This is a genomic window from Yersinia nurmii (assembly GCF_001112925.1).
Classification (GTDB): domain Bacteria; phylum Pseudomonadota; class Gammaproteobacteria; order Enterobacterales; family Enterobacteriaceae; genus Yersinia; species Yersinia nurmii.
The window spans coordinates 188,469-211,338 of the sequence record NZ_CPYD01000001.1; the positions used below are offsets into that span (position 1 = coordinate 188,469).

Genomic DNA, 22,870 nt, shown 5'->3' on the forward strand with positions numbered 1-22,870 from the left:
TATGCAATCCTCTAATACCAACAGTAGCCGGACTTTCTTCGGCCATCCTTATCCTCTGAGTTCGCTATTCTTTACCGAGATGTGGGAGCGCTTCTCGTTTTATGGCATCCGTCCGCTGCTGATTCTGTTTATGGCTGCTACGGTTTATGACGGTGGGTTAGGTTTACCGCGAGAAAATGCTTCCGCTATCGTCGGTATTTTTGCCGGTAGCCTGTATTTAGCTTCATTGCCCGGCGGCTGGCTAGCCGATAACTGGCTAGGCCAACAGCGCGCCGTTTGGTACGGCTCTATCCTGATTGCTATGGGGCACCTTTCCATCGCTTTATCCGCATTCTTCGGTAATGACATGTTCTTTATTGGACTGGTCTTTATCGTATTGGGAACTGGCCTATTCAAAACCTGTATTTCCGTGATGGTCGGAACTTTATATAAGCCTGGCGATGCGCGCCGCGACGGCGGTTTTTCACTGTTTTATATGGGAATCAACATGGGTTCCTTTATTGCCCCGCTGCTCTCTGGCTGGCTATTACGCACCCACGGCTGGCACTGGGGCTTCGGTATCGGCGGCGTCGGTATGCTGGTGGCATTATTAACCTTCCGCATGTTCGTGATTCCATCAATGACTCGCTACGATGCCGAAGTTGGCATGGACTCCAGTTGGAACAGCCCGACCGTTCAACGTAAAAACGTCGGTAAATGGGTCTGCGCGGCGATGGTGGCATTGGCGGCGGTGGTAGTACTGGTCGCTCAAGGCATGATTGAAATCAATCCGGTACTGGTCGCCAGTAGTCTGGTGTACCTGATTGCCGCGTCCGTAACGCTGTATTTCGTCTATCTTTTCGCTTTTGCCGGTTTAAGCCGCAAAGACAAAGCTCGGTTGCTGGTGTGCTTTATCCTACTGGTCTCCGCCGCGTTCTTCTGGTCAGCCTTCGAGCAAAAACCGACGTCTTTCAACCTGTTCGCCAATGATTACACCGATCGTATGGTCATGGGCTTTGAAATTCCAACCGTATGGTTCCAGTCAATTAACGCCTTATTTATTATTCTGTTAGCGCCAATTTTCAGTTGGGCATGGCCCGCCCTGGCGAAGAAAAGCATTCGCCCAAGCAGCATAACCAAATTCGTCATCGGTATTTTGTGCGCCGCTGCCGGTTTTGGTGTGATGATGCTGGCAGCGCAGCATGTGCTGGCCACCGGCGAAGGGGTTTCTCCCTTCTGGTTGGTAGGCAGTATTCTAATGCTGACGCTGGGTGAGCTCTGCCTTAGCCCTATCGGGCTGGCGACGATGACATTGCTGGCACCAGACAGAATGCGTGGTCAGGTGATGGGGCTGTGGTTCTGTGCTTCCGCGCTGGGTAATCTGGCCGCAGGCCTGATTGGTGGGCACGTAAAAGCCGATCAGTTGGATATGCTGCCAACGCTGTTTGCCCGTTGCTCCATCGCATTAGTCATCTGCGCCGCTATCCTGATTCTGCTGATTGTGCCTATTCGTCGCATGATGAATAACACCCAAGGCGCTGAAAAAACCGCGTAACTGGTCGGAATATACCTGATAAGAAAGCCAGCCTAATTTTCGGCTGGCTTTTTACTGCGCGCTCAGCTGCACTGCCGTTTACAGCGGCCACGCCCGTTGTTGCAACACGATGCGGTAGCCATCAACGTCTTCAAAAGTTTGACCACTGACGTCCCAATAGGGATTGTAGGACTCCACAATCTGAAAACCGGCTTTGAGCATTTGCTGACATTGTGTCGCCCATCTGTTTGGATCCGGAAGGTAAAAGACCAATAGAGTGTCTGCCGTTGGCGCGCGCCCAACGGAAGTACCGCGATGATGCGTAAATTCCAGATGATAGCCATGATGCGGATGACCCAGAATCACACCATCAAAACCCTGATGGTCTGCAAAACGGCCCAGCACGTTAAACCCCAACCCCAAACGATACATTTCAGTGATAAAATCAAGATTATCTGTCGGTCTGGCTACGCGCATGACCGCATCAATAGGTAACATAATTTTCTCCCGTCCCCAAACAGCATGGTTAACTCCAATAACTTAAAAGCGTGGTTAATGATGAAGATCAGATTGGCTCACACTAATGACTATTCGGCAATCCTGCAATTACAGCAGGAAAACATCCCTGAAAACCTGAGTGACGAGCAAAAAAAACAGGGATTTATCGTTTCCCGCATGGATGAGAAACAGTTAGCCGCGATAAATAATGATTTGGGCATAATGGTGGCAGAAGATGAGAATGGCGAAGTCGCTGGTTTTGTCTGCATGATGAAAACCGATGCCCGACCGCGTCCGCCTGTGGTAGACGCAATGCTGGAAGCCCTGAGTCAGCAACGTTTTGAGGGTAAACCGCTGACCGAGCGGCGAGTGTTTCTCTATGGGCCGGTGTGCGTCGCTCAGAATAAACGCGGTCATGGCATCGTTAGTAAGCTATTAGCTGCTGTAAAGCAACATACTCAGGCTAATTATGACGTCGGAGCGGCTTTTGTAGATGATGCCAATCCACATTCATTCGTGGTGCATGTAAAAGGATTACATATGACGCCAGTGGCAAACTTTACTTGTCACCAAAAAGGCTACAAATTGCTGGTTTTCCCGACAAAAAGCTAAGGCTGACGCTACTCGTAAGGGCCGTGCTGGGCGTCAAAAGGCAGCATAAAGGTATCAACAATCATGGAAAGAGGGACATCGAGTACCGTAATATATTTCCATGCTGAATCTCTTACGTCCCACTGCACGCCCGGATAATATTGATTGCCGTGCCCGGCTCCCGGCACCGTGCGGCTGATAATGCTGCCGCAGCCGGATAGCGTCACAATGCCCGTGAGAATCAGTAGCAAACGCAGGCTTTTTTTCAGTCCAATATCTAATATTTTCTTCACAGTATCAGGCTCGCCGGGTAATCAATTGTTGGCTAAGGTCGTTCATTTTAACCACATATTTGTTGGCCTATCCGTTCAAAAATCGGCGCGAAGTTATAACTCAAAACGGGCAATGCGCCTAACACATTGCCCGCTATTATAGCTTATGGGTATTCCGCAGGATTAGCTCGGCATTGCCTGCGGGTTACGCGGCAGGTGCTGGTAAAAATCAGCCCACTGCGCGTAAGCCGTTGGCTGCTGCCAAATCTTCTGGTGTAGACGGGAAATCATAACTGGATCGCTCAACAGCTCCAAACGTTGCAGCTTCTCAAGCTCCGCAGGCCCCCGACTCAACGCCTGATTCACCTGTCGCTCTCGCTCTTGCTCGATAATCTCTCTTGCCCGATGACGCGCCGTCGCCATTGCGCTTGCCAGTGCGTTATAAGACGGATTCATGACCGCGTGCAGGAAGCCATCGGCCAAAGCCCGTTGGCGGTTAAGCTGGAGATATTCCTCAGTCGCGACCAATTCACGCGGTGGGTTATATTCCTCTGGTATCAGGAACAATTTGGCGCGCTTACTGGCCATACCCAAAGTTCTGCGGCTAGACAGTACAGAAACCACCGGCGACAGAATCAGCGAGAATACGATCGGCGACAGCCACCACAGGAAACGAAGATCCAGCCAGGCCACACCACCGGCCCAAATCAGCCCCAACAACAGCTGCGGCCCATGACGCACCAGTGCTTCGCTCCACGGCGTGGCGTCATCGTCCCGCTGCGGTGAGTTCCACTGAACCGACCAACCGAGAAAAGCGCTGACCACAAATACCGTGTGGAACAGCATACGGACCGGAGCCAGCAGCACCGAGAACAGCATTTCCAATAGCATTGAAAACAGTAGCCGAATACTGCCCCCGTATTCTTTCGCTCCTTTGGCCCAAATCAGAATGATGCTCAGCAATTTCGGCAGGAACAGTAATACCAAAGTGGTAGAGAACAGGCCAATCGCTAGCTCAGGCCGCCACTGCGGCCACACAGGAAATAACTGACGCGGCTGCAAGAAATACTGCGGCTCCATTAAGGTATGCACCACCTGTAACGCGGTGGACAGTACCAAAAACATAAACCACAGCGGCGCAGACAGATAAGACATCACGCCAGTCAGGAACACCGCCCGGTGTACCGGATGCATACCTTTCACCAGAAACAGGCGGAAGTTCATCAGATTACCGTGGCACCAACGCCGATCGCGTTTTAGCTCGTCCAGCAGATTGGGCGGTAACTCTTCATAGCTACCCGGCAGATCGTAAGCGATCCACACACCCCAACCGGCGCGACGCATTAAAGCCGCCTCAACGAAGTCATGGGACAAGATGGAACCAGCGAACGAACCTTCCCCCGGTAACGGTGCCAATGCACAATGCTCGATAAAGGGTTTCACACGGATAATCGCGTTATGGCCCCAATAGTGAGATTCCCCCAGTTGCCAGTAATGCAGGCCGGCGGTAAACAGCGGGCCATAAACCCGGGTAGCAAACTGTTGCACCCGCGCATACAGCGTATCCATGCCAGAGGCTTTTGGCGCTGACTGAATAATACCGGCGTTAGGGTTAGCGTCCATCAGACGAACCAGCCCAGTTAGGCACTCACCGCTCATCACGCTATCGGCATCCAGAATCACCATATAGCTGTACTGCCCCCCCCAACGACGGCAGAAATCATCGATATTGCCACTTTTCCGTTTCACCCGACGGCGGCGGCGACGATAGAAAATCTTGCCGTGACCATCGACATCCCGGCACAACTCCAGCCAGGCTTTTTGTTCGGCCACGCAGATATCCGGATCGTAGCTGTCACTTAATACGTAAATATCGAAATGTTCCAACTGCCCGGTCGCCGCCACCGATTCGTAAGTCGCTCGCAAACCGGCGAATACCCGCTCTACATCTTCATTACAAATCGGCATGATCAACGCGGTACGATGCGCTGGATTCAGCGGTTCATTGCCCACTACGCTGGCAGAGATGCTGTATTTATCCTTGCCAATCAGCAGTTGAAGGAAGCCCATTAGAGCGGTCCAGAAACCGGCCGAGACCCAGCAGAATAAGACGGCAAACAGAATCAGAATGCCGGTTTGCAACAGATAAGGCAGCAGCTGCATCACCGATTGTTGCCAGTTTTGATTCCAGATTTCGATCGGATCGATCAGCGCCCAACCTTGATAAGGCAAAATGCTCTTCATATACACAGTGGCAATACTGGTTTGTACCAATATCAGCACCAGCAGGATATAACGACGGATTGAACCCACCGCGCGCCATTTACGCTCGGCGTCCGCTTGTTCCGGCGTAGTCGAACGTGAAACCGTGGTGCGACCGAGCAACGAATCCCAAAAGCGTGCCACCGGATTGGTGCGCCAGGCCTCCGGGAACATACGCGAGCGCACGATAGGCGGCGTGGCGCGAATAACAGTCCGCCCTTCCGCATCTACGGACAGTTTTTTACCGTCCTGCAATGCGTCTGGCCAAGCAGACAGCAAGCGAGCCTTAACCGACGCCAGCGCGGCATCGTTATCCACCGCGCTGTGCGGTTCCGACTGACCCGCCGCCAGTTGTTGATGCAACTGGGCCAGCGCGTCGTTATCGTTATCGGGCAACGCCGTCCGCAATGCCCTCTGCTGCTCAACCGTCAGGGGCAAGGCGGCGAGGTAATCCTGTAATGGACTCTGAGTTGACTTATTCATCGGCAGGTAGCTGATAGCTCCAGGTTTCTGTCAGGGTTTTGTCACCGTTGACCAGCGCTGCGCGCATTTCGATCGGTTTCTTCTCGTCTTTTATTTTGACCCGCAGCGTCAAACGCCAGCCTTTGGTTTCCGGGTTATAACGCACACTGTTTTCCAGCAGTTCGCCGTTATCACCAACGCTGACCTGAGAAGCCAGCGATACATTCGGATCTAATGAGCTTAATACCGGTCCGATAAAATCAACCAGGAAGGCCACGCTGCCGTCCGGTTCTCGAATCAAATTCGACTGTTTCACATCGCCGGTAGAACGTAAGGTTTGTTTGACATAACCCACGTCGTCCGAATGAAGTTTGTCTTCATCGCGGGTAAAGTGCAGACGATAATTAAGATCCAGCGAATGCTTAGCATCTGGCAGTACGTCTGGCGTCCAGAACGCCACAATATTGTCGTTAGTTTCATCCGCCGTTGGTATTTCCACCAGCTCGACCTTACCTTTCCCCCAATCCCCCCGCGGTTCTACCCAGGCACTTGGGCGCAGATCGTAGCGGTCGTCCAAATCTTCATACTGAGAGAAAGCACGGCCACGTTGCAATAAACCAAATCCCTTCGGATTTTCAACGGTGTAGGTGCTAATAGACAGATGTTTTGGATTATTCAGCGGACGCCAGATCCATTCACCATTGCCCGCGTGAATAGATAAGCCGTTGGAATCATGTAGAGCCGGACGGTAATTCAATACCTTAGAAGGCTGATTCGGCCCGAACAGGAACATGCTGGTAAGTGGTGCAATGCCCAGTTTGGCGACTTTGTCGCGCAGGAATACCTTAGCCTGCACATCAATAGTGGTATCTCGGCCCGGATAAACGGTAAAGCGGTAAGCTCCGGTAGCGCGCGGAGAATCCAGTAGCGCGTAAATCACTAAATGTTTGTCGTTAGGCTTAGGTCGTTCAATCCAGAACTCACGAAAACGAGGGAATTCCTCACCGGAAGACAAAGCGGTATCAATCGCCAACCCGCGCGCAGACAGGCCATAAACCTGCCCTTTGCCAATCACGCGGAAATAGCTGGCACCCAGCAGACTCATGACTTCGTCGTTTTTATCGGCTTTATTCAGTGGATAAAGCACCTTGAAACCTGCAAAACCGAGGTTTTTCACCGAGTCAGGATCGTGCTTTACCGAACCAAAATTAAAGTAATCCGGACTGTACTTAATCGGTGTAACGCTTTTGGCAGTAATCTCATTGATTTGCACCGGCGTATCGAAGTACATACCCTGATGATAAAACTCTAACTTAAAAGGTGTTTTCAGCTTATTCCAATAGGACTTATCGTGATTGAACTGAATTTGCTGATAATCGGCGAATTTCATCTCGCGGAATTGCGAAGGAAGGTTACTCTTAGGGGCATCAAAACTTTTATCCGCCAGATTTTGGGCTTTTTTTGCCACGTCATCCAAAGTAAAAGCTGAAACCGAACAAGAGAATAAAGATAACAAAATAGCAACGCTCAGCCATTTAGCGCGATTCGCATTCTGGCTTTTCGATAAAATATTAACTGGCACAATTCCCCCTTTACGGGTAATTAAATTCTTAAAGACATTTTAATGGATTATCCTGTCTGGCGACAATATGATAAATCCTGATTTCATGTTTATGGCTATTGTTTAAACGACGAACTAAGCATTAAGCCTAGCAAGCCTCATTGCAATAGGCTATGGAAAAATAATAAACCTTATAGTAGGGTTTTACATTCCGTCTTAGCCAGTGCCGATAAAATAAGCGCGTTATTCTCACAATTATAACAACTAGCGAATATCTATGAAAAAAAGTACTAAACAGCGAGAATATTTCCTAGACGCTATTCGCGCCTATTTGATGTTACTAGGGATTCCTTTTCATCTTTCGCTGATTTACTCCAACCATCATTGGGCAGTAAACAGCAGCATCTCGTCGCCGTCTCTCACCTTGCTGAATGACTTTATCCACGCCTTTCGCATGCAGGTGTTCTTCGTTATCTCTGGTTACTTCTCTTTTATGCTGTATCAGCGCTATGAGCGGCGCCGCTGGCTGAAAGTTCGCCTAGAACGCGTGGGTATTCCATTAATCACCGCCATTCCATTGATTACCCTGCCGCAATTTTTTTTGCTTAAACACTATACAAATAAATTACAGGAGTGGGATTCTTTTACACTTTATCAAAAAATAAATATTGCTATTTGGGAAGGCGTTTCCCACCTCTGGTTTTTGTTAACTTTGGCATTACTGACCTTAGCTGGCCTTTATCTGTTCAATAAAATTAAAAATATCAACCACTCACTTAACTGTGGGATTAATAAATTGAATAGTTTAGGAAGAATCTCACTGTTTTTCTTTCTCTTCTATTTATTATATTCAGTGGCTCGTAGAATAATATTTATACTTAACCCCGAATTACTCTTTAATAGTGTTTTCAATTTTGTGGTTATGGAAACGCTGTTTTATGCGCCTTTCTTTATTCTCGGCGCCATGACTTTTAAATACCTTTGGCTAAAAGAAGTGTTTCTAAACTTTTCACCGATGGCATTAATCGCCTCCTTTGTCCTATTGGCAACCTATTGTATTAATCAACAAGTGTATAACCCGGATTATTTTTCCTTCGAGCTGGATATCATTATCAAAGCGCTGATGGGGCTCACCATGACTAACGTGGTGTTTTCTTTGGGTTATCGTCTGCTTAACAACTCGTCGTCCGGCATTACCTATTTGGTTAACGCATCGTTATTCATTTATCTGGTGCATCATCCGTTAACCTTGATCTACGGCATTTTCATCGCGCCGCATATTCAGAATAACGCTATGGGCTTTCTGGTGGGCCTACTGTTTGTCTGCCCTGTCGCCTTTTTGCTATACGAAATTCATCTACGTATTCCACTGCTAAAATTCTTGTTTTCCGGTAAAACGGTCAGCGCTATTTCCTCACAGCATAATGTTATTACCAAGTAATATGGTTGTGGCAATATCGTTAACCACTTAAAACCATTACACTGTCCAACCCTTGCAAAACAAGTTGGGGCAGCAACACCTCACTGTATGCCCGTTAATCAGGCATTCTTACCGAGCAACAATCATTGGGATAAGCTTCGCTCGCAGTGATATGACAGAGGATTTGTGATGAGTACACCAGACACTACCGGGAAAGACCTGACGAATGATGCCGATATCAGCGCCGAGTTTTCCACCCTTTTTGCCTTGGTCAATCGACTCAGCAGCGCGTTGGACGGCTCCATTAATGGAAAAGATCGCAGCGTGTTGCTCAATGAGCTTTCACAACTGACCTTTTCAGAGGTGCCGGAACCCGAACGCGCCATAGTGACCGAATTAATCAAACGTACTCTGGTCACCCTCGATCGGGCATAACGTTTTGCCTGTGCTCACTCGTTGCACCATCGGCACGGGTGAGCCGCTTCTGCTCCTGATTTCCTCACTCGGCTCCGCTTAATTCTTCCTCAATGGGATAAAACACTTTTTTTTCCCGATTGGGCAAGAGAGATAGTTCAAATATACAAATTTAACACCTTGAATTGGGTCATATCTTAGCTTTTAACTGCGCTTTTCTGTGTATAATTAACTTGTTCCATCCCTAACCCGCCATTTATGCATAAACCAGGAGATCCCCCACCGTGGACGCGACCACTATCAACAGTCTCTTTTTAATCGGCGCAGTACTGGTGGGTGCAAGTATCTTACTCAGTTCACTCTCATCCCGGTTAGGTATCCCGATTTTAGTTATCTTCCTCGCCATTGGCATGCTGGCCGGCGGTGACGGTATCGGCGGTATTCCTTTTGATAATTATCCGGCTGCCTATCTGGTCAGTAACCTGGCGCTAGCAGTGATTTTGCTGGACGGCGGGATGCGCACCCGAGCCTCATCATTCCGCGTGGCTTTATGGCCAGCATTATCTTTAGCAACCGTTGGAGTGATGATTACCGCGGGGTTAACCGGTCTGGCCGCGGCCTGGCTATTTGATTTGGATATCATTCAGGGGATGTTAATTGGCGCGATTATAGGTTCTACCGACGCAGCCGCCGTTTTCTCACTATTAGGGGGAAAAGGGTTAAACGAACGCGTCAGCGCTACGCTGGAAATCGAATCCGGCAGCAACGATCCTATGGCAGTCTTCCTGACCATCACGCTGATAGCCATGATTTCCGCCGGCGAAACCAGTCTGAGCTGGATGTTCATCGTGCATTTACTGCAGCAGTTCGGGCTGGGCATTATCTTGGGCCTGCTGGGCGGTAGCCTGCTGCTGATGCTGATTAACCGCATCGAGTTAGCCAACGGTCTATATCCGCTGCTGGCCGTCAGCGGCGGTATCATGATTTTTGCGTTAACCACTGCGCTAAACGGCAGCGGCATTCTGGCCGTTTACCTGTGTGGGCTGATGCTGGGCAACCGCCCTATCCGCAACCGTTCCGGGATCTTGCAAACCTTTGACGGTCTGGCGTGGCTCAGTCAGATCGGGATGTTCCTGGTATTGGGGCTACTGCTCAATCCGAGTGATTTACTGCCGATCGCCATTCCGGCGCTGATTTTATCTCTGTGGATGATTTTGTTCGCTCGCCCGCTTTCGGTATTTATCGGGCTGCTGCCTTTCCGCAGTTTTAACCTACGTGAACGCATTTTTATCTCTTGGGTCGGTCTGCGCGGTGCCGTGCCGGTGATTTTAGCGGTATTCCCAATGATGGCCGGTCTGCCAAACGCCCATTTATTCTTTAACGTTGCCTTCTTTGTGGTGCTGGTTTCTTTGCTGTTACAAGGCACCAGTTTGTCCTTTGCGGCCAGAAAAACCAAACTGGTGGTTCCCCCAGCTCTGGCGCCGATTTCTCGCGTCGGGTTAGATATTGATATGAATCGTCAATGGGAACAGTTCATCTATCAGCTAAGCTCGGAAAAATGGTGTATTGGTGCGGCGCTGCGCGATCTGAAAATGCCGCAGGGCACTCGAATTGCAGCGTTGTTTCGAGGTAAAGACTTACTGCACCCAACCGGTAGCACCCGCCTGAAAGAAGGCGATATTCTGTGTGTTATCGGTCAGGAACACGATTTGCCAGCGTTGGGTAAACTGTTTAGCCAATCGCCGACAATCACTCTGGATGAGCGCTTCTTCGGTGACTTCATTTTGGAAGCTGATGCACGACTCAATGATATCTCTCAGATTTATGGATTAAATCTGGAAGACGGAATTGATAGCCAGCAAACCTTGGGGCAGTTTGTGATCTATTTATTGGGCGGGGAACCGGTTATCGGTGACCAGATCGAATGGGATGGCCTGACCTGGACTATTGCTGAAATGGATAATGACCGCGTCACTAAAGTTGGCGTGAAAATTCTCACCGAGAAAGCCTGATCGTTATTTCAGCGGCTGATATCTTCTCAGCCGCTCATTCTATCCGATAAAAATCTTAACACCGCTGGCAGTGATTATTGTCGCCAGCGGTTATTCGCTAACCCTGCCCTTTTCTCTCCGTTGGTTTTATATCATTCAGCTAGTTTGCCGTGACCGTTTCAATAGAAATGGCAGAACTTGGCAAGCCGAAAATTCGATCAAACAACCAGTTAAAAATGAAGGTATAGCAAGGAATTAGCACAATGAGCGCCAAATCCAGATAGAAGGCTTCCCGCAGACTGATATTCATCCACCAGGCGATTAACGGAATTAAATACATCACCAGCGTCAGTTGAAAGCCAATGGCGTGCAGCACCCGACGTTTAACCGTACGCGTCCGGCTGACCTGCCGGCTTTCCCAAAACTCGAAAATATAGTTATAAACAAAGTTCCAACTCACCGCGATAGTCGTAATCATCACCGAAAGCGGGCCTGTATTTCCCGGCGAAGTTCCTGATAACAACGCCAACCCCAAAGCCGAAATCACCAGCCCAATAATTTCATATGCCGTGACGTACACCAGCTTTCTTTTTAACCCTTGCATAACCACCTCATTATTATTAGCTGATGGACAATCTTCGTCGCCCATCGATTAAGGCCGCCAAGATATCGTCATTCGCACTGACATTAAAAGTTAGCTATTATCAGTTTTACTGATAGGAGGCCGGATGAATTTTTCTAGTGAAAATATTGAGCTATTTTTAGCCGTTATCGACCGGGGTTCCTTCTCGGCGGCGGCCAGAGCATTACAGCGCGTACCGTCAGCGGTCAGCATGGGCATTGCTAATATGGAGGCCGAGCTAGGGTTTCCCCTGTTTGACCGTCGCTCCCGCGAACCAACCCCAACGCCATTGGCATTAGCACTGGAGCCACAGGCGCGAATAATCGCCCAGCAACTTCAGCAGCTACGGGTTCACGCCGTCGAATTATCTCAAGGATTGGAAAGCACGTTTGCTTTAGCTGTGGCGGCGGAAGTGGATAAAACACCCGTTCTGGCGGCGCTAAAAACGCTGTCTCAGCGTTATCCTCTACTGAATATCGAGGTGCTCAGTGCGCCGCAAGATGATGTGTTACATATGTTGCACAGCGGCAGAGTCAGCGTGGCACTGGCCTTCGGTGGGCTAAGCATCAATGTGCAGGAACAGTTTCAATACGTAGGCAGTGAATCATTGATTGCCACTATTTCAGCGCAGCACTGGGCGGCAGAAAATGCCGATGATGCACTTTATATTGAAGATTTAGTCACCATTCGCCAAATCATCGTTGCCAGCATGAGCCATCCGATCAGCGATACTCGTCCGCTGGTTGCTGGCAGCTATTGGCGAACCGACACGCTGGCTATGGCATTGGGCATGGTAGAAGCCGGTTTGGGCTGGGGAAATCTCCCCTTCTCATTGATCGAACCATTACTAAAACAAGGGCATTTGAAACAACTGCATTTTAAAAACACCAAAAACGAACTGAAATTACCGCTTCACGCCGTTTGGCTAAAGAATCAGTCGCTGAATAAAGCCGCGCGGGAGTTTGTGCAATTGATGAGCCAGTAAACTGACATTACAGCGCCGTACAAAAAATGAGCTACATTTATAGAAGCCCAACCAGGGTTACATACAGTTACATTCGATTTTCTCTCTGCTTTTATTTGCCCTGAGGTAATAAAAATGGAATCACTTCCCACCAGAGATCCTGAGAACGGCCCGCCAAATAAGCGACGTTCATTATTAAAAGCGGCCATCGGTATGTCAGCACTAAGCATCACCGGTGCCATAGGTTTAGCCAGCCCAGGCGTAACCTATGCCGCAGCGCTGACCAAAGAAGAAAGAGATAAACTCACTCCAGACCAGATTATCCAAGGTTTGAAAGACGGTAATATCCGTTTCCGACACGGGAAAATGCAGCAACACGATTATTTAGCGCAAAAACGCGCCAGCGCCAGTGGGCAATTTCCCTCGGCGGTGATATTAAGCTGCATTGATTCCCGCGCTCCGGCTGAAATTATTTTTGATACCGGAATTGGTGAAACATTTAATGGGCGAGTCGCCGGTAACATTGCAAATAACGATCTACTCGGTAGCTTGGAATTTGCCTGTGCTGCAGCCGGAGCCAAAGTGGTTTTGGTATTGGGGCATACCGCCTGCGGTGCTATCCGCGGAGCCATTGATAATGTTGAACTGGGGAATTTAACCGGGTTACTGGCACAAATAAAACCGGCCATTGCAGCAACCGAATACAGTGGCGATCGCTCGGGTAATAACGCCGCTTTCGTGGATGCGGTAGCGAAAACTAACGTGGAGAACACGATAAAAACTATTCGTGAACGCAGCGAGATTTTGAATAAGCTGGAAAAAGAAGGAAAAATCAAGATTGTCGGAGCCATGTACCAATTAGACGGCGGGGCAGTCGATTTTATCCAGATATAACAGCAGCGTGGCGCGTTCCCTTCAAACAGGCAGCACCGTTTTTTTATTGCAAAAATGTTATTGCGAATGTTTTATTGCAGATATTGATAGCGAGATTATCCGCAAAGCACATAAAACAGACTTCTGTTTGAAGGGAATATTTCTGCATGATGACAACGAACGATGAAATGCAAACTCTCGTTTACGGTGAAAACAGGCCGTAGCGTTCAATCAGGAAATATTGGATTGGATTTTAGATGAGTCAATGAAGAGTAAAACGAAGAGATAACCGAGAAGTGAATGGCGGAGGAGGAGAGATTCGAACTCTCGAACGGTTTCCCGTCGACGGTTTTCAAGACCGTTGCCTTCAGCCACTCGGCCACCCCTCCGCAATGAGGCGCACTATAAACAGCGCAACATGGCTTGTAAAGCCTGATTTGGTTTAATTGGGCAAAAATCCGCCATCACGGCAACGAAAGCCGAATTTATCGTCAGCTTGATGAAAAATGGCGCATTGCGTTTTATCTCTGCAGCCCACCGCCACTTTCTTGTTTTTCGCTGACATTTTTGGGATACCGACGAATATTTGCTAAATTAACCGCTGATTTGGTTTTTTGCATAATTGAGGCCGTATGTTGGAGTTTGAAGGTCGGATAATTGATACCGATGCTCAGGGGTATCTAAAGAATAGCGATGACTGGTCTGAAAGTCTGGCTCCTATTTTAGCCGCGCAGGAAGACATCACGCTAACCGAGCCACATTGGGAAGTGGTACGCTTTGTCCGAGCGTTTTATCAGGAGTTTAATACCTCGCCAGCAATTCGCATGCTGGTGAAAGCCATGGCACAAAAATACGGCGAGGAGAAAGGCAATAGCCGCTACCTCTACCGCCTTTTTCCAAAAGGCCCGGCGAAACAGGCCACCAAGATTGCAGGTTTACCTAAACCGGTAAAATGTATCTGATCGTTCAGATCAGTGACTCACTGCATAAACTGACCGGCCTAATGGCCGGCGGTTTAATAACGAATCTTAAAGCCATCAAATACCTCAACCGCTCTGGGCTCCGTCAACACCCTATCCACTCGTGCCCCACGAGGCCCGCCCTGCCGCAGCCACACCATCAGTTCTTCCACTGATTCTGATTCACCGCAGGCAATGACTTCTACGCTACCGTCATCCATGTTTTTCGCATAACCGGTGATACCGCGATTCACCGCTTCATGTTGGGTACAAAAACGGAAACCCACGCCCTGAACCACACCGTAAACATAGGCCGCGATACAGACTTTAGGCATATTTATTCCCTCATTTTTATTTTTAGTGCATATATTCCGATACCAAACTTATTATCGCCACTTTTCTGTTAACTCATCGCAACCAACTAATTATGGCCTTAGGCTCGTTCCACGCCAAATACAGTCAGACAAATTAATATTATTGATGCATTCCTCGATCACATTCCAGCATAGTCAGGCGCAGATTGATCCAACGTCCATGAGGAATATCAATCGGTTGGCCATCGTTGATACACAATAGATCCCTGCACCGTTTGGTCAGGTGAAGCCCATGGCAATACGCCAATTTTAGCTACAAAAAAACCAGCCTAAGCCGGTAGAGATGAGTGACAAAGTTTGAAATCTCAATCCCTTGAGAAGGGTTTTCATCCCTGCGGTTTTAGTTAGCTCATCCCGAGCCGTTTTAAGTAAGGCTTACGTGAGCAAATCTGAACAGAGGTCTTCCTGTACCTCCAGCGGTTGTTGTCCTCAGGTTTTAATTAAAAACCTCTTTATTCTCAGCATTAGCCGCCATCCGTGGCTGACACACATTTTTGATGTACTCCTGCAAACCGGCTATTTGTCTACCGGCCATGGCGATCCGTTCTCGGAGACGGAGATAACCTCGTTCCGCGGCGTGAGTAAGTCCGGGGCGGGCAACATCATCCACGCTGGTGGCGCTGGCAGAGTTGGGCAATCGCTTACAACTGGCATGGATTTGCAGCCGCCGATTACCGTCAGCAAGGCTGTCGCGCAAATGGTTAATTTTAGATTTGGCATCGGCTAGTTCTCTGGTGTGTTTGACGTCGAGGGCTGTGACACCTTGTCGCTGATTGTCCATCCGCTGCAATTGCTGCTTCTGTAGATAAGCAAGCTGGATTAAATCCGCAACGTCTCCCCGTAATTCATCAAGAGTACGGTGGTAATACATCAGGCCAAACAGGCAGACGATAAGTGAAGCGGTTAAGAATGCGATTAATTTTTCAGACATAGTTCAAGCTCCACTTCTCTCCGATTAATTAATCCTTTCCATTCTTTACCGCCCACCCTTATCCAACGCCGCAGCTCATCGCAGGCGGCTTGAATTTCTCCGGCATTGAGCTTCTTCACTAGGGTTGATTGAATCATGGCGCGGATACCTACGTTGTCACCAAAAGAGGCTAATACCGCTTTGCGAGAGTCCGGTATCGGCACCTTCACGCTAGATTCAATGGCTGCGAATACCGGAGCTAAATCTTTCTTGAGCACCTCATCGCACTCCCTATCGCTGTAGCGCTTGTCGGGAGTCATGTCCTGGCCGGTATGGCCACCACAGACCGTTAGCACACCAACCACATCACAATAAGCAGTATATTTACGCCCTTCCAGTCCGTGATGACCGCCAATCAAAGCGAGAGTCAGCGTCATCGCACTGCCAGCGGAGACTGCCAAAAGTTTGTTACGTAGAGCGGGAGCCATTAGATTTCTCCTGTAATTGAAATTCTTTTCGCTTGTAGTGCCAGTTCACGGCAAAGGTTCCAATCTTGCAGGCAATCCCGATAATAATTGCCCACTCGTTCAACGACAGCGCACCCAAAGCGGCCGTCATACCGCCAAGCCAGTAGGACGATCCACTGGAATATTTATCCATTCGCATAGCCTCCCCCTGCCGGTCGGGCTGGGCATTTGTAAGATTCAGGTGTAAACAGGAATGGCTGTCCGCCACGGTTCCTTGGGCTACGGGGGCCTGTAGACGTTGGAGTTTGACGGAAAGCCAGATACGAAAAAGCCCCGCAGAAGCGAGGCCTTGATTGACTCATCCTGGCATCAGTTGAAGATGCTGGATTTGATATTTCGGTGAATCACGGTGCACACCGCTTTACCTAATATCTCTACTCCCCTCTGCATCAAAAAAATAAATGAGCGGCGAGATACGATGATATTCACTAAGAACCTATAAATGCAAAAAGCCCCGGTGATTAATCCGAGGCCCTTACCTGATGAGCTGTTATAAATTGCCCACTGTGAGAAATAGTTTACCCCGATTTTCGGAAAAGTAAATAGTAAACGATAAAATAACTCACTATTTTTTCATTCGCTATTTAATCGCTTTTCTCAATAAGTTACTGGCGCGGACTTCTTCCTGCTCCAACTGGCCAATCAGAGAATCGTAAAATGGCTTAATACTTTTATCCCAGGTTGCTGCGCTGATGGCGTTAGTCAGCGAACTCACTGCCCGAAATGCGGTTGATGCCGGAATTCGCTCATACCCGCGACCGCGGCAACGCTTACAATCGCGCTTTACCAGAATACCCTGTTTTTTACTCTCTTTTTGATCCACAACAACCCCGCGGCCACGGCAATCCCGGCAGGCAACGGAAACCACGCCTTTTCCCCGACACGGGCTGCAAATAACCTGAGTAGGCTGGCTATAAACTCTCTTTTCCCGATCTTTCGCCGTTGCTACCCGATCGATAACGAACCCTTCCCCCTGACAACAAGCACATTCCTCAACGCCTGAGGCGCTGCGACAATAATCCTGATAGGCAAAACCCGCCAGCTTCTGCACGACTTTCACTTTAACCCTACCATCCAACTTACGTAAGGCTGCCACCTTATCGCATTGGGTCATGCCATATTGAGTGAGCAACTGAATCGCATCTTTGGCATCACTAGCACTTAAACCCAGCTTTCCTGAATAGGCTTTAAACCCAAGTTCAGCCTTGGACTGACACAGGCCGAAAGCGCCCATCACATCGGCACCGGTCAATATATCGCCCGTCGCACGAGGGCTATCGGTGAAAGATTGTGATTTACAGAATAAATACTTCGTCGCTGATTCCAGGTTCATATTGCTTTCCTCGCCTGCTCACCTATCCGTAGATAGACGTAAATAAAAATATATATCAGTCCCTGACGTATCCCCACGCCGGAGCGCAACGTTCTCAGTTCTTACTCCTCGTAAAAACCGTTTCGTTGGCGACGCTCTTGTAGCGATAGCTCAGCCAATCAAATTGCCTCACAGGTCACTGTCCATAGCCATTTGCTTCATCACTCTGGAATCCAGCAATAAGCATATATGCATCACGTCGCTACCCAAGTTGAACAACATGCCTACCCGTTTTAAACGCCGCTCAACGGTATAAAACCGCACGACACATGCATCATCGCTAGACGCTGTTTGCTTCACGGGTCTTCTCCGAATGAATAAACACTCATTAATAATACCGCAAGTATTTATCAAATCAATATCTGCGGTATTGTTATTTTAATAGCGCTGATATTAGAATGAGCGTATGAAAAAGAAAAAGCCGCTCACGCCCGAACAGATCGAAGACGCTATGCGTTTGAAATCTCTTTATGAGGCAAAGAAAAAATCGCTGCATATCACCCAACAGGGGATAGCCGATGACCTTGACGTCAGCCAAGGCGCGATTGGCCATTACCTGAACGGCCGGAATCCATTAAACACCAAGGTGGCAGCGGCATTTGCCAAACATCTTCAGGTCGCTATTGCCGATTTCAGCCCTACGTTAGCCAAAGAGGCCGCCCTGCTTGGGGAAAACGCCAATTCGAATAACGTGAGTTATCTTGGAGAAAAACCGACGGTTGGCACCTTCCCGCTGATCAGTTGGGTGAGCGCCGGGAGCTGGCTGGAAGCGGTAGAGCCCTATCGCAGAGATGAAATCGATATTTGGCCTGACACCACGGTGAATGCCAGCCCCGGTTCTTTCTGGCTGCGGGTGAAAGGTGACTCCATGACCGCGCCAACGGGTTTTACCGTCCCCGAAGGAATGATTATTTTAGTTGACCCAGAGAAAGAGCCGGTTAGCGGAAAACTGGTGGTGGCCAAGCTGGAAAATGAAAACGAAGCGACGTTCAAACAGTTTATGACTGATGCTGGACGTAAGTACCTTAAGGCATTAAACCCGCATCATCCGCCGACTATTATCAACGGAAACTGTAAAATTATCGGCGTTGTGGTGGATATCAAATGGGAACATATTCCTTAATATCCCAGCCTATAGATAAAATCACCGATTGTAATCAGGAGCGCAAAGGCAATCCGGCTGTGATTTATCATAAAAATAAACGGCTTAAGCCGGAATAAAAATCTGTTAATGCATTTTTTTACGCTGGGTTAAGTGATAATGACGCGTTCATCTCACAACTTTACTATTTTTATATTAAAATTTAATACATCCACAATCATAGTTCGCCAATCCGCCAAAGTAGTGACTCATCTCATATTACTATATGATTGTGGCCTCATTTTTGATTGATAATAAGCTATCAATCCCAACGAATTGATTATAAAAGATTATTATGAACCGTGTAATTCTTGCTATGGGACGCGAAAAGTCCCTGCTCCGTCGTCATCCTTGGGTATTTTCTGGCGCCGTTGAACGTGTTGAAGGCAAACCGCTTCCTGGGGAAACCGTTGATATTATGGACAGCCGAGGCAAATGGCTGGCTCGCGGTGCCTATTCGCCAGAATCACAGCTGCGTGCCCGCATTTGGACCTTCCAGCAGGACGAAGCCGTTGACAATGATTTCTTTATCCGCCGCTTACAGCAAGCGCAAAGCTGGCGTGACTGGATTGCAAAGCGTGACGGTCTGGACAGCTATCGCCTGATCGCCGGTGAGTCTGACGGTTTGCCTGGCGTCACCATCGATCGTTTCCAAAATTTCTTTGTTCTACAACTGTTGTCTGCCGGTGCTGAATACCAACGTGGAGCCTTGATCAACGCTCTGCAGTATTGCTACCCAGAGTGTTCGATTTACGATCGTTCCGACGTATCGGTTCGTAAAAAAGAAGGTATGGAACTGACCCAAGGTCCTATTTTGGGTGATATTCCACCAGCACTGCTACCGATTCAGGAACACGGCATGAAACTGCTGGTCGATATCCAGCAGGGCCATAAAACCGGTTTTTATCTGGATCAGCGCGATAGCCGTCTGGCCGCTCGCAATTATGCCAAAGGCCGCCGTGTACTGAACTGTTTCTCTTACACTGGCGCATTCGCCGTTTCAGCTCTGATGGGCGGATGCGAGCAGGTTATCAGCGTGGATACCTCACAGGCGGCGCTGGATATCGCTAAACAAAATGTGGAATTGAACCAGCTTGATCTGAGCAAAGCCGAATTTGTTCGTGATGATGTGTTCCAACTGCTGCGGAATTACCGCACGCAAGGGGAAAAATTCGACATGATCATTATGGATCCGCCGAAGTTTGTCGAAAATAAAAATCAGCTGGCCAGCGCTTGCCGTGGTTATAAAGATATCAATATGTTAGCGCTACAGTTACTGCGTCCGGGCGGTATTTTGCTGAGCTTCTCCTGTTCAGGATTAATGCCAAATGATTTGTTCCAAAAAATTCTGGCCGATGCCGCGCTAGATGCAGGTTGTGATATACAATTTGTAGAGCAGTTCCGTCAGGCGGCCGACCATCCGGTTATCGCAACATATCCGGAAGGTTTGTATCTGAAAGGCTTTGCCTGTCGAGTGATGTAACGTGAAGGTGATGTAACTTGAAATGTCCTGCGCTGCCCTCATATCAGAAGGCAGCGTAATGTTTTTCAGGAGGTGACTATGATCGCCAGCAAATTCGGTATTGGCCAGCAAGTTCGCCATAAACTACTCGGTTATTTGGGGGTTGTTATCGATATAGATCCCGAATATTCCTTGGATCAACCTCAACCTGAAGACGTCGTTAATAGCGATACTCTGCGATTAGCGCCTTGGTATCACGTTGTTATGGAGGACGATCGCGGCCAGGCGATACATACTTATCTGGCGGAGGCGCAGTTGGCCTATGAAGTACAGGAAACGCATCCTGATCAACCTTCATTAGACGAATTGGCGGTTTCTATTCGCGATCAGTTACAGGCACCGAGATTACGGAACTAATGCTTATCGCCTAAGCGAGAAATGTGATGAAAACCCAACCTCGACGTTGGGTTTTTTTATCGTTTATTTCCATTTCCTTGCCTTAGCACTAAGACAGTTTATTGGGATAGCATAGGCAATGGTTTTAGGGTTTTTCTAAACCTAGGCGCGGAATCTCAATTTTCGGGCAACGATCCATCACCACTTTAAGACCCGCATCAGCCGCCAGCACCGCCGCTTGTTCATTAATCACACCAATCTGCAACCACAACACCTTGGCACCAATGGCAATCGCTTCCTGCGCGATGGCGTAAGCCGCTTCGGCGTTACGAAACACATCCACCATATCAATCGGATGAGGGATATCCGCCAGTTGACCGTAGGCCGTTTGCCCCAATAAAGTTTGCCCCGCCAATTTCGGACTCACTGGAATCACCTGATATCCCTGAGAAAGCAGGTAAGCCATCACGCCATAGCTTGGACGACCGGGGTTATTACTGGCTCCGACTAATGCGATAGTTTTGGTTTTTTTCAGTACCTCAGCAATATCATTGTCATGCATATTTCAGTTCCTCTGATGTGCATAATAAATAGAACTTATTTGACCGATTCGTGTCCCAAAAGGGCCTAGAATCGAGTCGATTATCTAAGTGTATATCATCTGCCAAAGTGACTGAAAAGAAAGCCGACAATTGACTTCGTTTAACCTTGATCAATGTAGTTTCTGTTAAATTACATTGCTTTTCCTTTTAAATTCAAAAATATAAACATAAGCAAATAATACAAAAAGTGTCGGAATGTAATTATAATAATGTGAGGGATAATCTTTGGCGCATTATCTTGCTTATCTGACAATACAGAGATTGGGCAAAAGGAGTGGAACATGAAAATCGGTCTTATGGTTATCGCAGTTTTAATCGCCTGCGCTAGCGGTTCGGCGCTGGCAACGACGTTAAAACTGTCGCCTGAGATTGACTTGCTGGTCGTTGACGGTAAAAACATGTCCGGCTCTTTGCTAAAAGGCGCGGAAAGTTTGGAGCTGAATAGCGGCCAGCATCAGATACTGTTTAAAGTTACCAAAAATCTGCCGTCCAGCACGCCAGCCCAAATGTTTTACAGCTCACCGCCGCTTATCGTGGTGTTTAATACTCAAAACGTTAAATCTGTCGCAATCCACCTTCCGACGATTGCTAATACGCAAGAAGGGCAGAAATTTTCCCGTAACCCGCTGTATCAACTGATTGATCACAATGCTCATATTCTGCCGGTCCGTTCCGATATGCTGCATCCGGATGATTTAACCAGTAGCGCTTCGCTGGAAAACATCATGGCAATCTATAACTTAGGCAATCATAAAGCCTCGGTTCCCTCTTTCGCCGCTATTCCCCCTTCAACCGTTAGCGCGGTACCCGGTACAACGCTACCCGCAGCCGGCAATGGCATCGCCGACAAAACCACGCGCCTGAACGGTGAGAACGTTTCTGAGCAAATGCTACAGTATTGGTATTTACAGGCAGATAAAGAAACCCAACAGCGTTTTTTGCTTTGGGCTAGGAAACACGCGGCAAAATCATAGGTGCTATCGATTCACGTGTTTGTCAGGATCGCCACCTATTCTCTCGTGCAGATAACCCGCATTCTCGAAGGCTTGCCGAGAAAGCAGCCGGAAGTCGAATGCGGCAGAATCTGATGTGAGTATCGAGTTTTTCGATCCCTCCTCGCAATTTCTTGCGCTCCCTCTATGCACAAAATTCCAGTTTCAGTAATCTGTCGGGAACCTTCAGTTATTTAAGGATTTTTATGGAACTGACTACCCGAACCGTTGCGGCGAGAAAACATATCGCCCTCGTGGCTCATGATCACTGTAAAAAATCGCTGCTTGCCTGGGTTGAAGGCAACAAAGATCTGCTGTCACGGCATGAACTTTATGCCACAGGAACTACTGGAAATCTGGTGCAACGGGCCACGGGGATTCCGGTACACAGCATGCTCAGCGGGCCAATGGGTGGCGATCAGCAGGTAGGCGCGCTGATTTCAGAAGGGAAAATTGATATGTTGATTTTCTTTTGGGATCCGTTAAATGCGGTGCCGCACGATCCCGACGTTAAAGCGCTGCTGCGTCTGGCCACGGTGTGGAATATTCCCGTCGCCACAAACCGTTCTACCGCTGATTTTCTCGTCTGCTCACCGCTGTTCGATCGGGAGATTGAGATTACCATTCCCGATTATCAGCGCTACCTGCAAGATCGTCTGAAATAATCCTCACCCCGCGAGCCAAAGCCTGCG

Annotated in this window: 25 protein-coding genes and 1 tRNA gene; 13 read left to right on the top strand and 13 right to left on the bottom strand. The window is 48.5% G+C overall.

Going from position 1 to position 22,870, the window contains the following annotated elements:
* The first annotated feature begins 1 nt into the window (after position 1).
* Positions 2–1,534, top strand: coding sequence for a peptide MFS transporter (locus tag AD970_RS00840; protein WP_049596451.1), 1,533 nt, complete (start codon positions 2–4; stop codon positions 1,532–1,534).
* A 78-nt stretch (positions 1,535–1,612) separates the two neighbouring features.
* On the opposite strand, the gene AD970_RS00845 is transcribed toward AD970_RS00840, so the two are convergent.
* Positions 1,613–2,011, bottom strand: a complete 399-nt coding sequence (locus tag AD970_RS00845) for a VOC family protein (protein WP_049596452.1) — start codon at positions 2,009–2,011, stop codon at positions 1,613–1,615.
* A 60-nt stretch (positions 2,012–2,071) separates the two neighbouring features.
* Here AD970_RS00845 and AD970_RS00850 point away from each other — a divergent pair, with 60 nt between their 5' ends.
* The gene (locus tag AD970_RS00850; RefSeq protein WP_049596817.1) at positions 2,072–2,623 is read left to right on the top strand and encodes a GNAT family N-acetyltransferase; all 552 of its coding nucleotides are present in this window, start codon (positions 2,072–2,074) and stop codon (positions 2,621–2,623) included.
* An 8-nt stretch (positions 2,624–2,631) separates the two neighbouring features.
* Here the strand turns inward: AD970_RS00850 and AD970_RS00855 are convergent, their stop codons facing one another.
* The 3 genes from AD970_RS00855 to AD970_RS00865 all read right to left on the bottom strand — a co-directional run bounded on the left by AD970_RS00855 (position 2,632) and on the right by AD970_RS00865 (position 7,129).
* Positions 2,632–2,886, bottom strand: coding sequence for a YceK/YidQ family lipoprotein (locus AD970_RS00855; protein ID WP_235786891.1), 255 nt, complete (start codon positions 2,884–2,886; stop codon positions 2,632–2,634).
* A 171-nt stretch (positions 2,887–3,057) separates the two neighbouring features.
* Positions 3,058–5,619, bottom strand: coding sequence for a glucans biosynthesis glucosyltransferase MdoH (gene mdoH, locus AD970_RS00860; RefSeq protein WP_049596453.1), 2,562 nt, complete (start codon positions 5,617–5,619; stop codon positions 3,058–3,060).
* Positions 5,612–7,129, bottom strand: a complete 1,518-nt coding sequence (locus AD970_RS00865) for a glucan biosynthesis protein G (RefSeq protein ID WP_408068301.1) — start codon at positions 7,127–7,129, stop codon at positions 5,612–5,614. The genes mdoH and AD970_RS00865 overlap by 8 nt, the downstream gene beginning before the upstream one ends.
* A gap of 307 nt (positions 7,130–7,436) precedes the next feature.
* Here AD970_RS00865 and mdoC point away from each other — a divergent pair, with 307 nt between their 5' ends.
* From mdoC to AD970_RS00880, 3 genes are all read left to right on the top strand, one after another.
* On the top strand, positions 7,437–8,600 hold the full coding sequence (mdoC, locus tag AD970_RS00870) for a glucans biosynthesis protein MdoC (protein ID WP_049596454.1): 1,164 nt from the start codon (positions 7,437–7,439) through the stop codon (positions 8,598–8,600).
* A gap of 168 nt (positions 8,601–8,768) precedes the next feature.
* Positions 8,769–9,014, top strand: coding sequence for a hypothetical protein (locus tag AD970_RS00875; protein ID WP_049596455.1), 246 nt, complete (start codon positions 8,769–8,771; stop codon positions 9,012–9,014).
* A gap of 263 nt (positions 9,015–9,277) precedes the next feature.
* Positions 9,278–11,005, top strand: a complete 1,728-nt coding sequence (locus AD970_RS00880) for a potassium/proton antiporter (protein WP_049596456.1) — start codon at positions 9,278–9,280, stop codon at positions 11,003–11,005.
* Positions 11,006–11,144: 139 nt separating this feature from the next.
* On the opposite strand, the gene AD970_RS00885 is transcribed toward AD970_RS00880, so the two are convergent.
* A complete protein-coding gene (locus tag AD970_RS00885) occupies positions 11,145–11,588 on the bottom strand; it encodes a PACE efflux transporter (protein ID WP_049596820.1) in 444 nt (147 codons plus the stop codon).
* Positions 11,589–11,712: 124 nt separating this feature from the next.
* On the opposite strand from AD970_RS00885, the gene AD970_RS00890 reads away from it, so the two are divergent.
* Both AD970_RS00890 and AD970_RS00895 read left to right on the top strand, forming a co-directional pair.
* The gene (locus tag AD970_RS00890; RefSeq protein WP_049596457.1) at positions 11,713–12,591 is read left to right on the top strand and encodes a LysR family transcriptional regulator; all 879 of its coding nucleotides are present in this window, start codon (positions 11,713–11,715) and stop codon (positions 12,589–12,591) included.
* A 114-nt stretch (positions 12,592–12,705) separates the two neighbouring features.
* On the top strand, positions 12,706–13,464 hold the full coding sequence (locus tag AD970_RS00895) for a carbonic anhydrase (protein WP_049596458.1): 759 nt from the start codon (positions 12,706–12,708) through the stop codon (positions 13,462–13,464).
* A gap of 280 nt (positions 13,465–13,744) precedes the next feature.
* Here AD970_RS00895 and AD970_RS00900 read toward each other — a convergent pair.
* Positions 13,745–13,832, bottom strand: a tRNA-Ser gene (locus AD970_RS00900).
* A 243-nt stretch (positions 13,833–14,075) separates the two neighbouring features.
* On the opposite strand from AD970_RS00900, the gene tusE reads away from it, so the two are divergent.
* Entirely contained in the window at positions 14,076–14,405 is a 330-nt protein-coding gene (gene tusE / locus AD970_RS00905; RefSeq protein ID WP_049596459.1) for a sulfurtransferase TusE, read from the top strand.
* Positions 14,406–14,458: 53 nt separating this feature from the next.
* Here the strand turns inward: tusE and yccX are convergent, their stop codons facing one another.
* The 6 genes from yccX to AD970_RS19485 form a co-directional block, all read right to left on the bottom strand.
* A complete protein-coding gene (yccX, locus tag AD970_RS00910) occupies positions 14,459–14,737 on the bottom strand; it encodes an acylphosphatase (protein ID WP_049596460.1) in 279 nt (92 codons plus the stop codon).
* Between the two features lie 475 nt (positions 14,738–15,212).
* Complete coding sequence (locus AD970_RS20315) at positions 15,213–15,707, bottom strand: lysis protein (protein WP_053215254.1); 495 nt, start codon at positions 15,705–15,707, stop codon at positions 15,213–15,215.
* Complete coding sequence (locus tag AD970_RS00920) at positions 15,692–16,174, bottom strand: lysozyme (RefSeq protein WP_049596461.1); 483 nt, start codon at positions 16,172–16,174, stop codon at positions 15,692–15,694. The genes AD970_RS20315 and AD970_RS00920 overlap by 16 nt, the downstream gene beginning before the upstream one ends.
* Complete coding sequence (locus tag AD970_RS00925; RefSeq protein WP_049596462.1) at positions 16,155–16,352, bottom strand: phage holin family protein; 198 nt, start codon at positions 16,350–16,352, stop codon at positions 16,155–16,157. The genes AD970_RS00920 and AD970_RS00925 overlap by 20 nt, the downstream gene beginning before the upstream one ends.
* A gap of 441 nt (positions 16,353–16,793) precedes the next feature.
* Positions 16,794–17,546 (bottom strand): antitermination protein Q, encoded by a 753-nt coding sequence (locus tag AD970_RS00930; RefSeq protein WP_049596463.1) that lies wholly within the window; start codon positions 17,544–17,546, stop codon positions 16,794–16,796.
* A gap of 168 nt (positions 17,547–17,714) precedes the next feature.
* Positions 17,715–17,885: a hypothetical protein gene (locus AD970_RS19485; RefSeq protein ID WP_157045409.1), complete on the bottom strand. Its 171-nt coding sequence runs from the start codon at positions 17,883–17,885 to the stop codon at positions 17,715–17,717.
* Between the two features lie 106 nt (positions 17,886–17,991).
* On the opposite strand from AD970_RS19485, the gene AD970_RS00935 reads away from it, so the two are divergent.
* The 3 genes from AD970_RS00935 to hspQ all read left to right on the top strand — a co-directional run bounded on the left by AD970_RS00935 (position 17,992) and on the right by hspQ (position 20,605).
* Positions 17,992–18,708, top strand: coding sequence for a LexA family protein (locus AD970_RS00935; protein ID WP_049596464.1), 717 nt, complete (start codon positions 17,992–17,994; stop codon positions 18,706–18,708).
* 313 nt (positions 18,709–19,021) lie between these two features.
* On the top strand, positions 19,022–20,209 hold the full coding sequence (gene rlmI, locus AD970_RS00940; RefSeq protein ID WP_049596465.1) for a 23S rRNA (cytosine(1962)-C(5))-methyltransferase RlmI: 1,188 nt from the start codon (positions 19,022–19,024) through the stop codon (positions 20,207–20,209).
* Between the two features lie 78 nt (positions 20,210–20,287).
* Positions 20,288–20,605: a heat shock protein HspQ gene (hspQ, locus tag AD970_RS00945; protein WP_049596466.1), complete on the top strand. Its 318-nt coding sequence runs from the start codon at positions 20,288–20,290 to the stop codon at positions 20,603–20,605.
* A 124-nt stretch (positions 20,606–20,729) separates the two neighbouring features.
* On the opposite strand, the gene AD970_RS00950 is transcribed toward hspQ, so the two are convergent.
* Positions 20,730–21,146, bottom strand: coding sequence for a CoA-binding protein (locus AD970_RS00950; protein ID WP_049596467.1), 417 nt, complete (start codon positions 21,144–21,146; stop codon positions 20,730–20,732).
* A gap of 321 nt (positions 21,147–21,467) precedes the next feature.
* Here AD970_RS00950 and AD970_RS00955 point away from each other — a divergent pair, with 321 nt between their 5' ends.
* Both AD970_RS00955 and AD970_RS00960 read left to right on the top strand, forming a co-directional pair.
* A complete protein-coding gene (locus AD970_RS00955; RefSeq protein WP_049596468.1) occupies positions 21,468–22,160 on the top strand; it encodes a DUF2057 family protein in 693 nt (230 codons plus the stop codon).
* A gap of 224 nt (positions 22,161–22,384) precedes the next feature.
* The gene (locus AD970_RS00960) at positions 22,385–22,843 is read left to right on the top strand and encodes a methylglyoxal synthase (RefSeq protein WP_049596469.1); all 459 of its coding nucleotides are present in this window, start codon (positions 22,385–22,387) and stop codon (positions 22,841–22,843) included.
* The last annotated feature ends 27 nt before the right edge of the window (positions 22,844–22,870 follow it).

Bases quoted from the DNA above. Each gene is read 5' to 3' on its own strand.
- AD970_RS00840 (WP_049596451.1), top strand. From the start codon at position 2: ATGCAATCCTCTAATACCAACAGTAGCCGGACTTTCTTCGGCCATCCT.
- AD970_RS00845 (WP_049596452.1), bottom strand. From the start codon at position 2,011: ATGTTACCTATTGATGCGGTCATGCGCGTAGCCAGACCGACAGATAAT.
- AD970_RS00850 (WP_049596817.1), top strand. From the start codon at position 2,072: ATGAAGATCAGATTGGCTCACACTAATGACTATTCGGCAATCCTGCAA.
- mdoH (WP_049596453.1), bottom strand. From the start codon at position 5,619: ATGAATAAGTCAACTCAGAGTCCATTACAGGATTACCTCGCCGCCTTG.
- mdoC (WP_049596454.1), top strand. From the start codon at position 7,437: ATGAAAAAAAGTACTAAACAGCGAGAATATTTCCTAGACGCTATTCGC.
- AD970_RS00875 (WP_049596455.1), top strand. From the start codon at position 8,769: ATGAGTACACCAGACACTACCGGGAAAGACCTGACGAATGATGCCGAT.
- AD970_RS00885 (WP_049596820.1), bottom strand. From the start codon at position 11,588: ATGCAAGGGTTAAAAAGAAAGCTGGTGTACGTCACGGCATATGAAATT.
- AD970_RS00890 (WP_049596457.1), top strand. From the start codon at position 11,713: ATGAATTTTTCTAGTGAAAATATTGAGCTATTTTTAGCCGTTATCGAC.
- AD970_RS00895 (WP_049596458.1), top strand. From the start codon at position 12,706: ATGGAATCACTTCCCACCAGAGATCCTGAGAACGGCCCGCCAAATAAG.
- tusE (WP_049596459.1), top strand. From the start codon at position 14,076: ATGTTGGAGTTTGAAGGTCGGATAATTGATACCGATGCTCAGGGGTAT.
- yccX (WP_049596460.1), bottom strand. From the start codon at position 14,737: ATGCCTAAAGTCTGTATCGCGGCCTATGTTTACGGTGTGGTTCAGGGC.
- AD970_RS20315 (WP_053215254.1), bottom strand. From the start codon at position 15,707: ATGTCTGAAAAATTAATCGCATTCTTAACCGCTTCACTTATCGTCTGC.
- AD970_RS00920 (WP_049596461.1), bottom strand. From the start codon at position 16,174: ATGGCTCCCGCTCTACGTAACAAACTTTTGGCAGTCTCCGCTGGCAGT.
- AD970_RS00925 (WP_049596462.1), bottom strand. From the start codon at position 16,352: ATGCGAATGGATAAATATTCCAGTGGATCGTCCTACTGGCTTGGCGGT.
- AD970_RS00930 (WP_049596463.1), bottom strand. From the start codon at position 17,546: ATGAACCTGGAATCAGCGACGAAGTATTTATTCTGTAAATCACAATCT.
- AD970_RS00935 (WP_049596464.1), top strand. From the start codon at position 17,992: ATGAAAAAGAAAAAGCCGCTCACGCCCGAACAGATCGAAGACGCTATG.
- rlmI (WP_049596465.1), top strand. From the start codon at position 19,022: ATGAACCGTGTAATTCTTGCTATGGGACGCGAAAAGTCCCTGCTCCGT.
- hspQ (WP_049596466.1), top strand. From the start codon at position 20,288: ATGATCGCCAGCAAATTCGGTATTGGCCAGCAAGTTCGCCATAAACTA.
- AD970_RS00950 (WP_049596467.1), bottom strand. From the start codon at position 21,146: ATGCATGACAATGATATTGCTGAGGTACTGAAAAAAACCAAAACTATC.
- AD970_RS00955 (WP_049596468.1), top strand. From the start codon at position 21,468: ATGAAAATCGGTCTTATGGTTATCGCAGTTTTAATCGCCTGCGCTAGC.
- AD970_RS00960 (WP_049596469.1), top strand. From the start codon at position 22,385: ATGGAACTGACTACCCGAACCGTTGCGGCGAGAAAACATATCGCCCTC.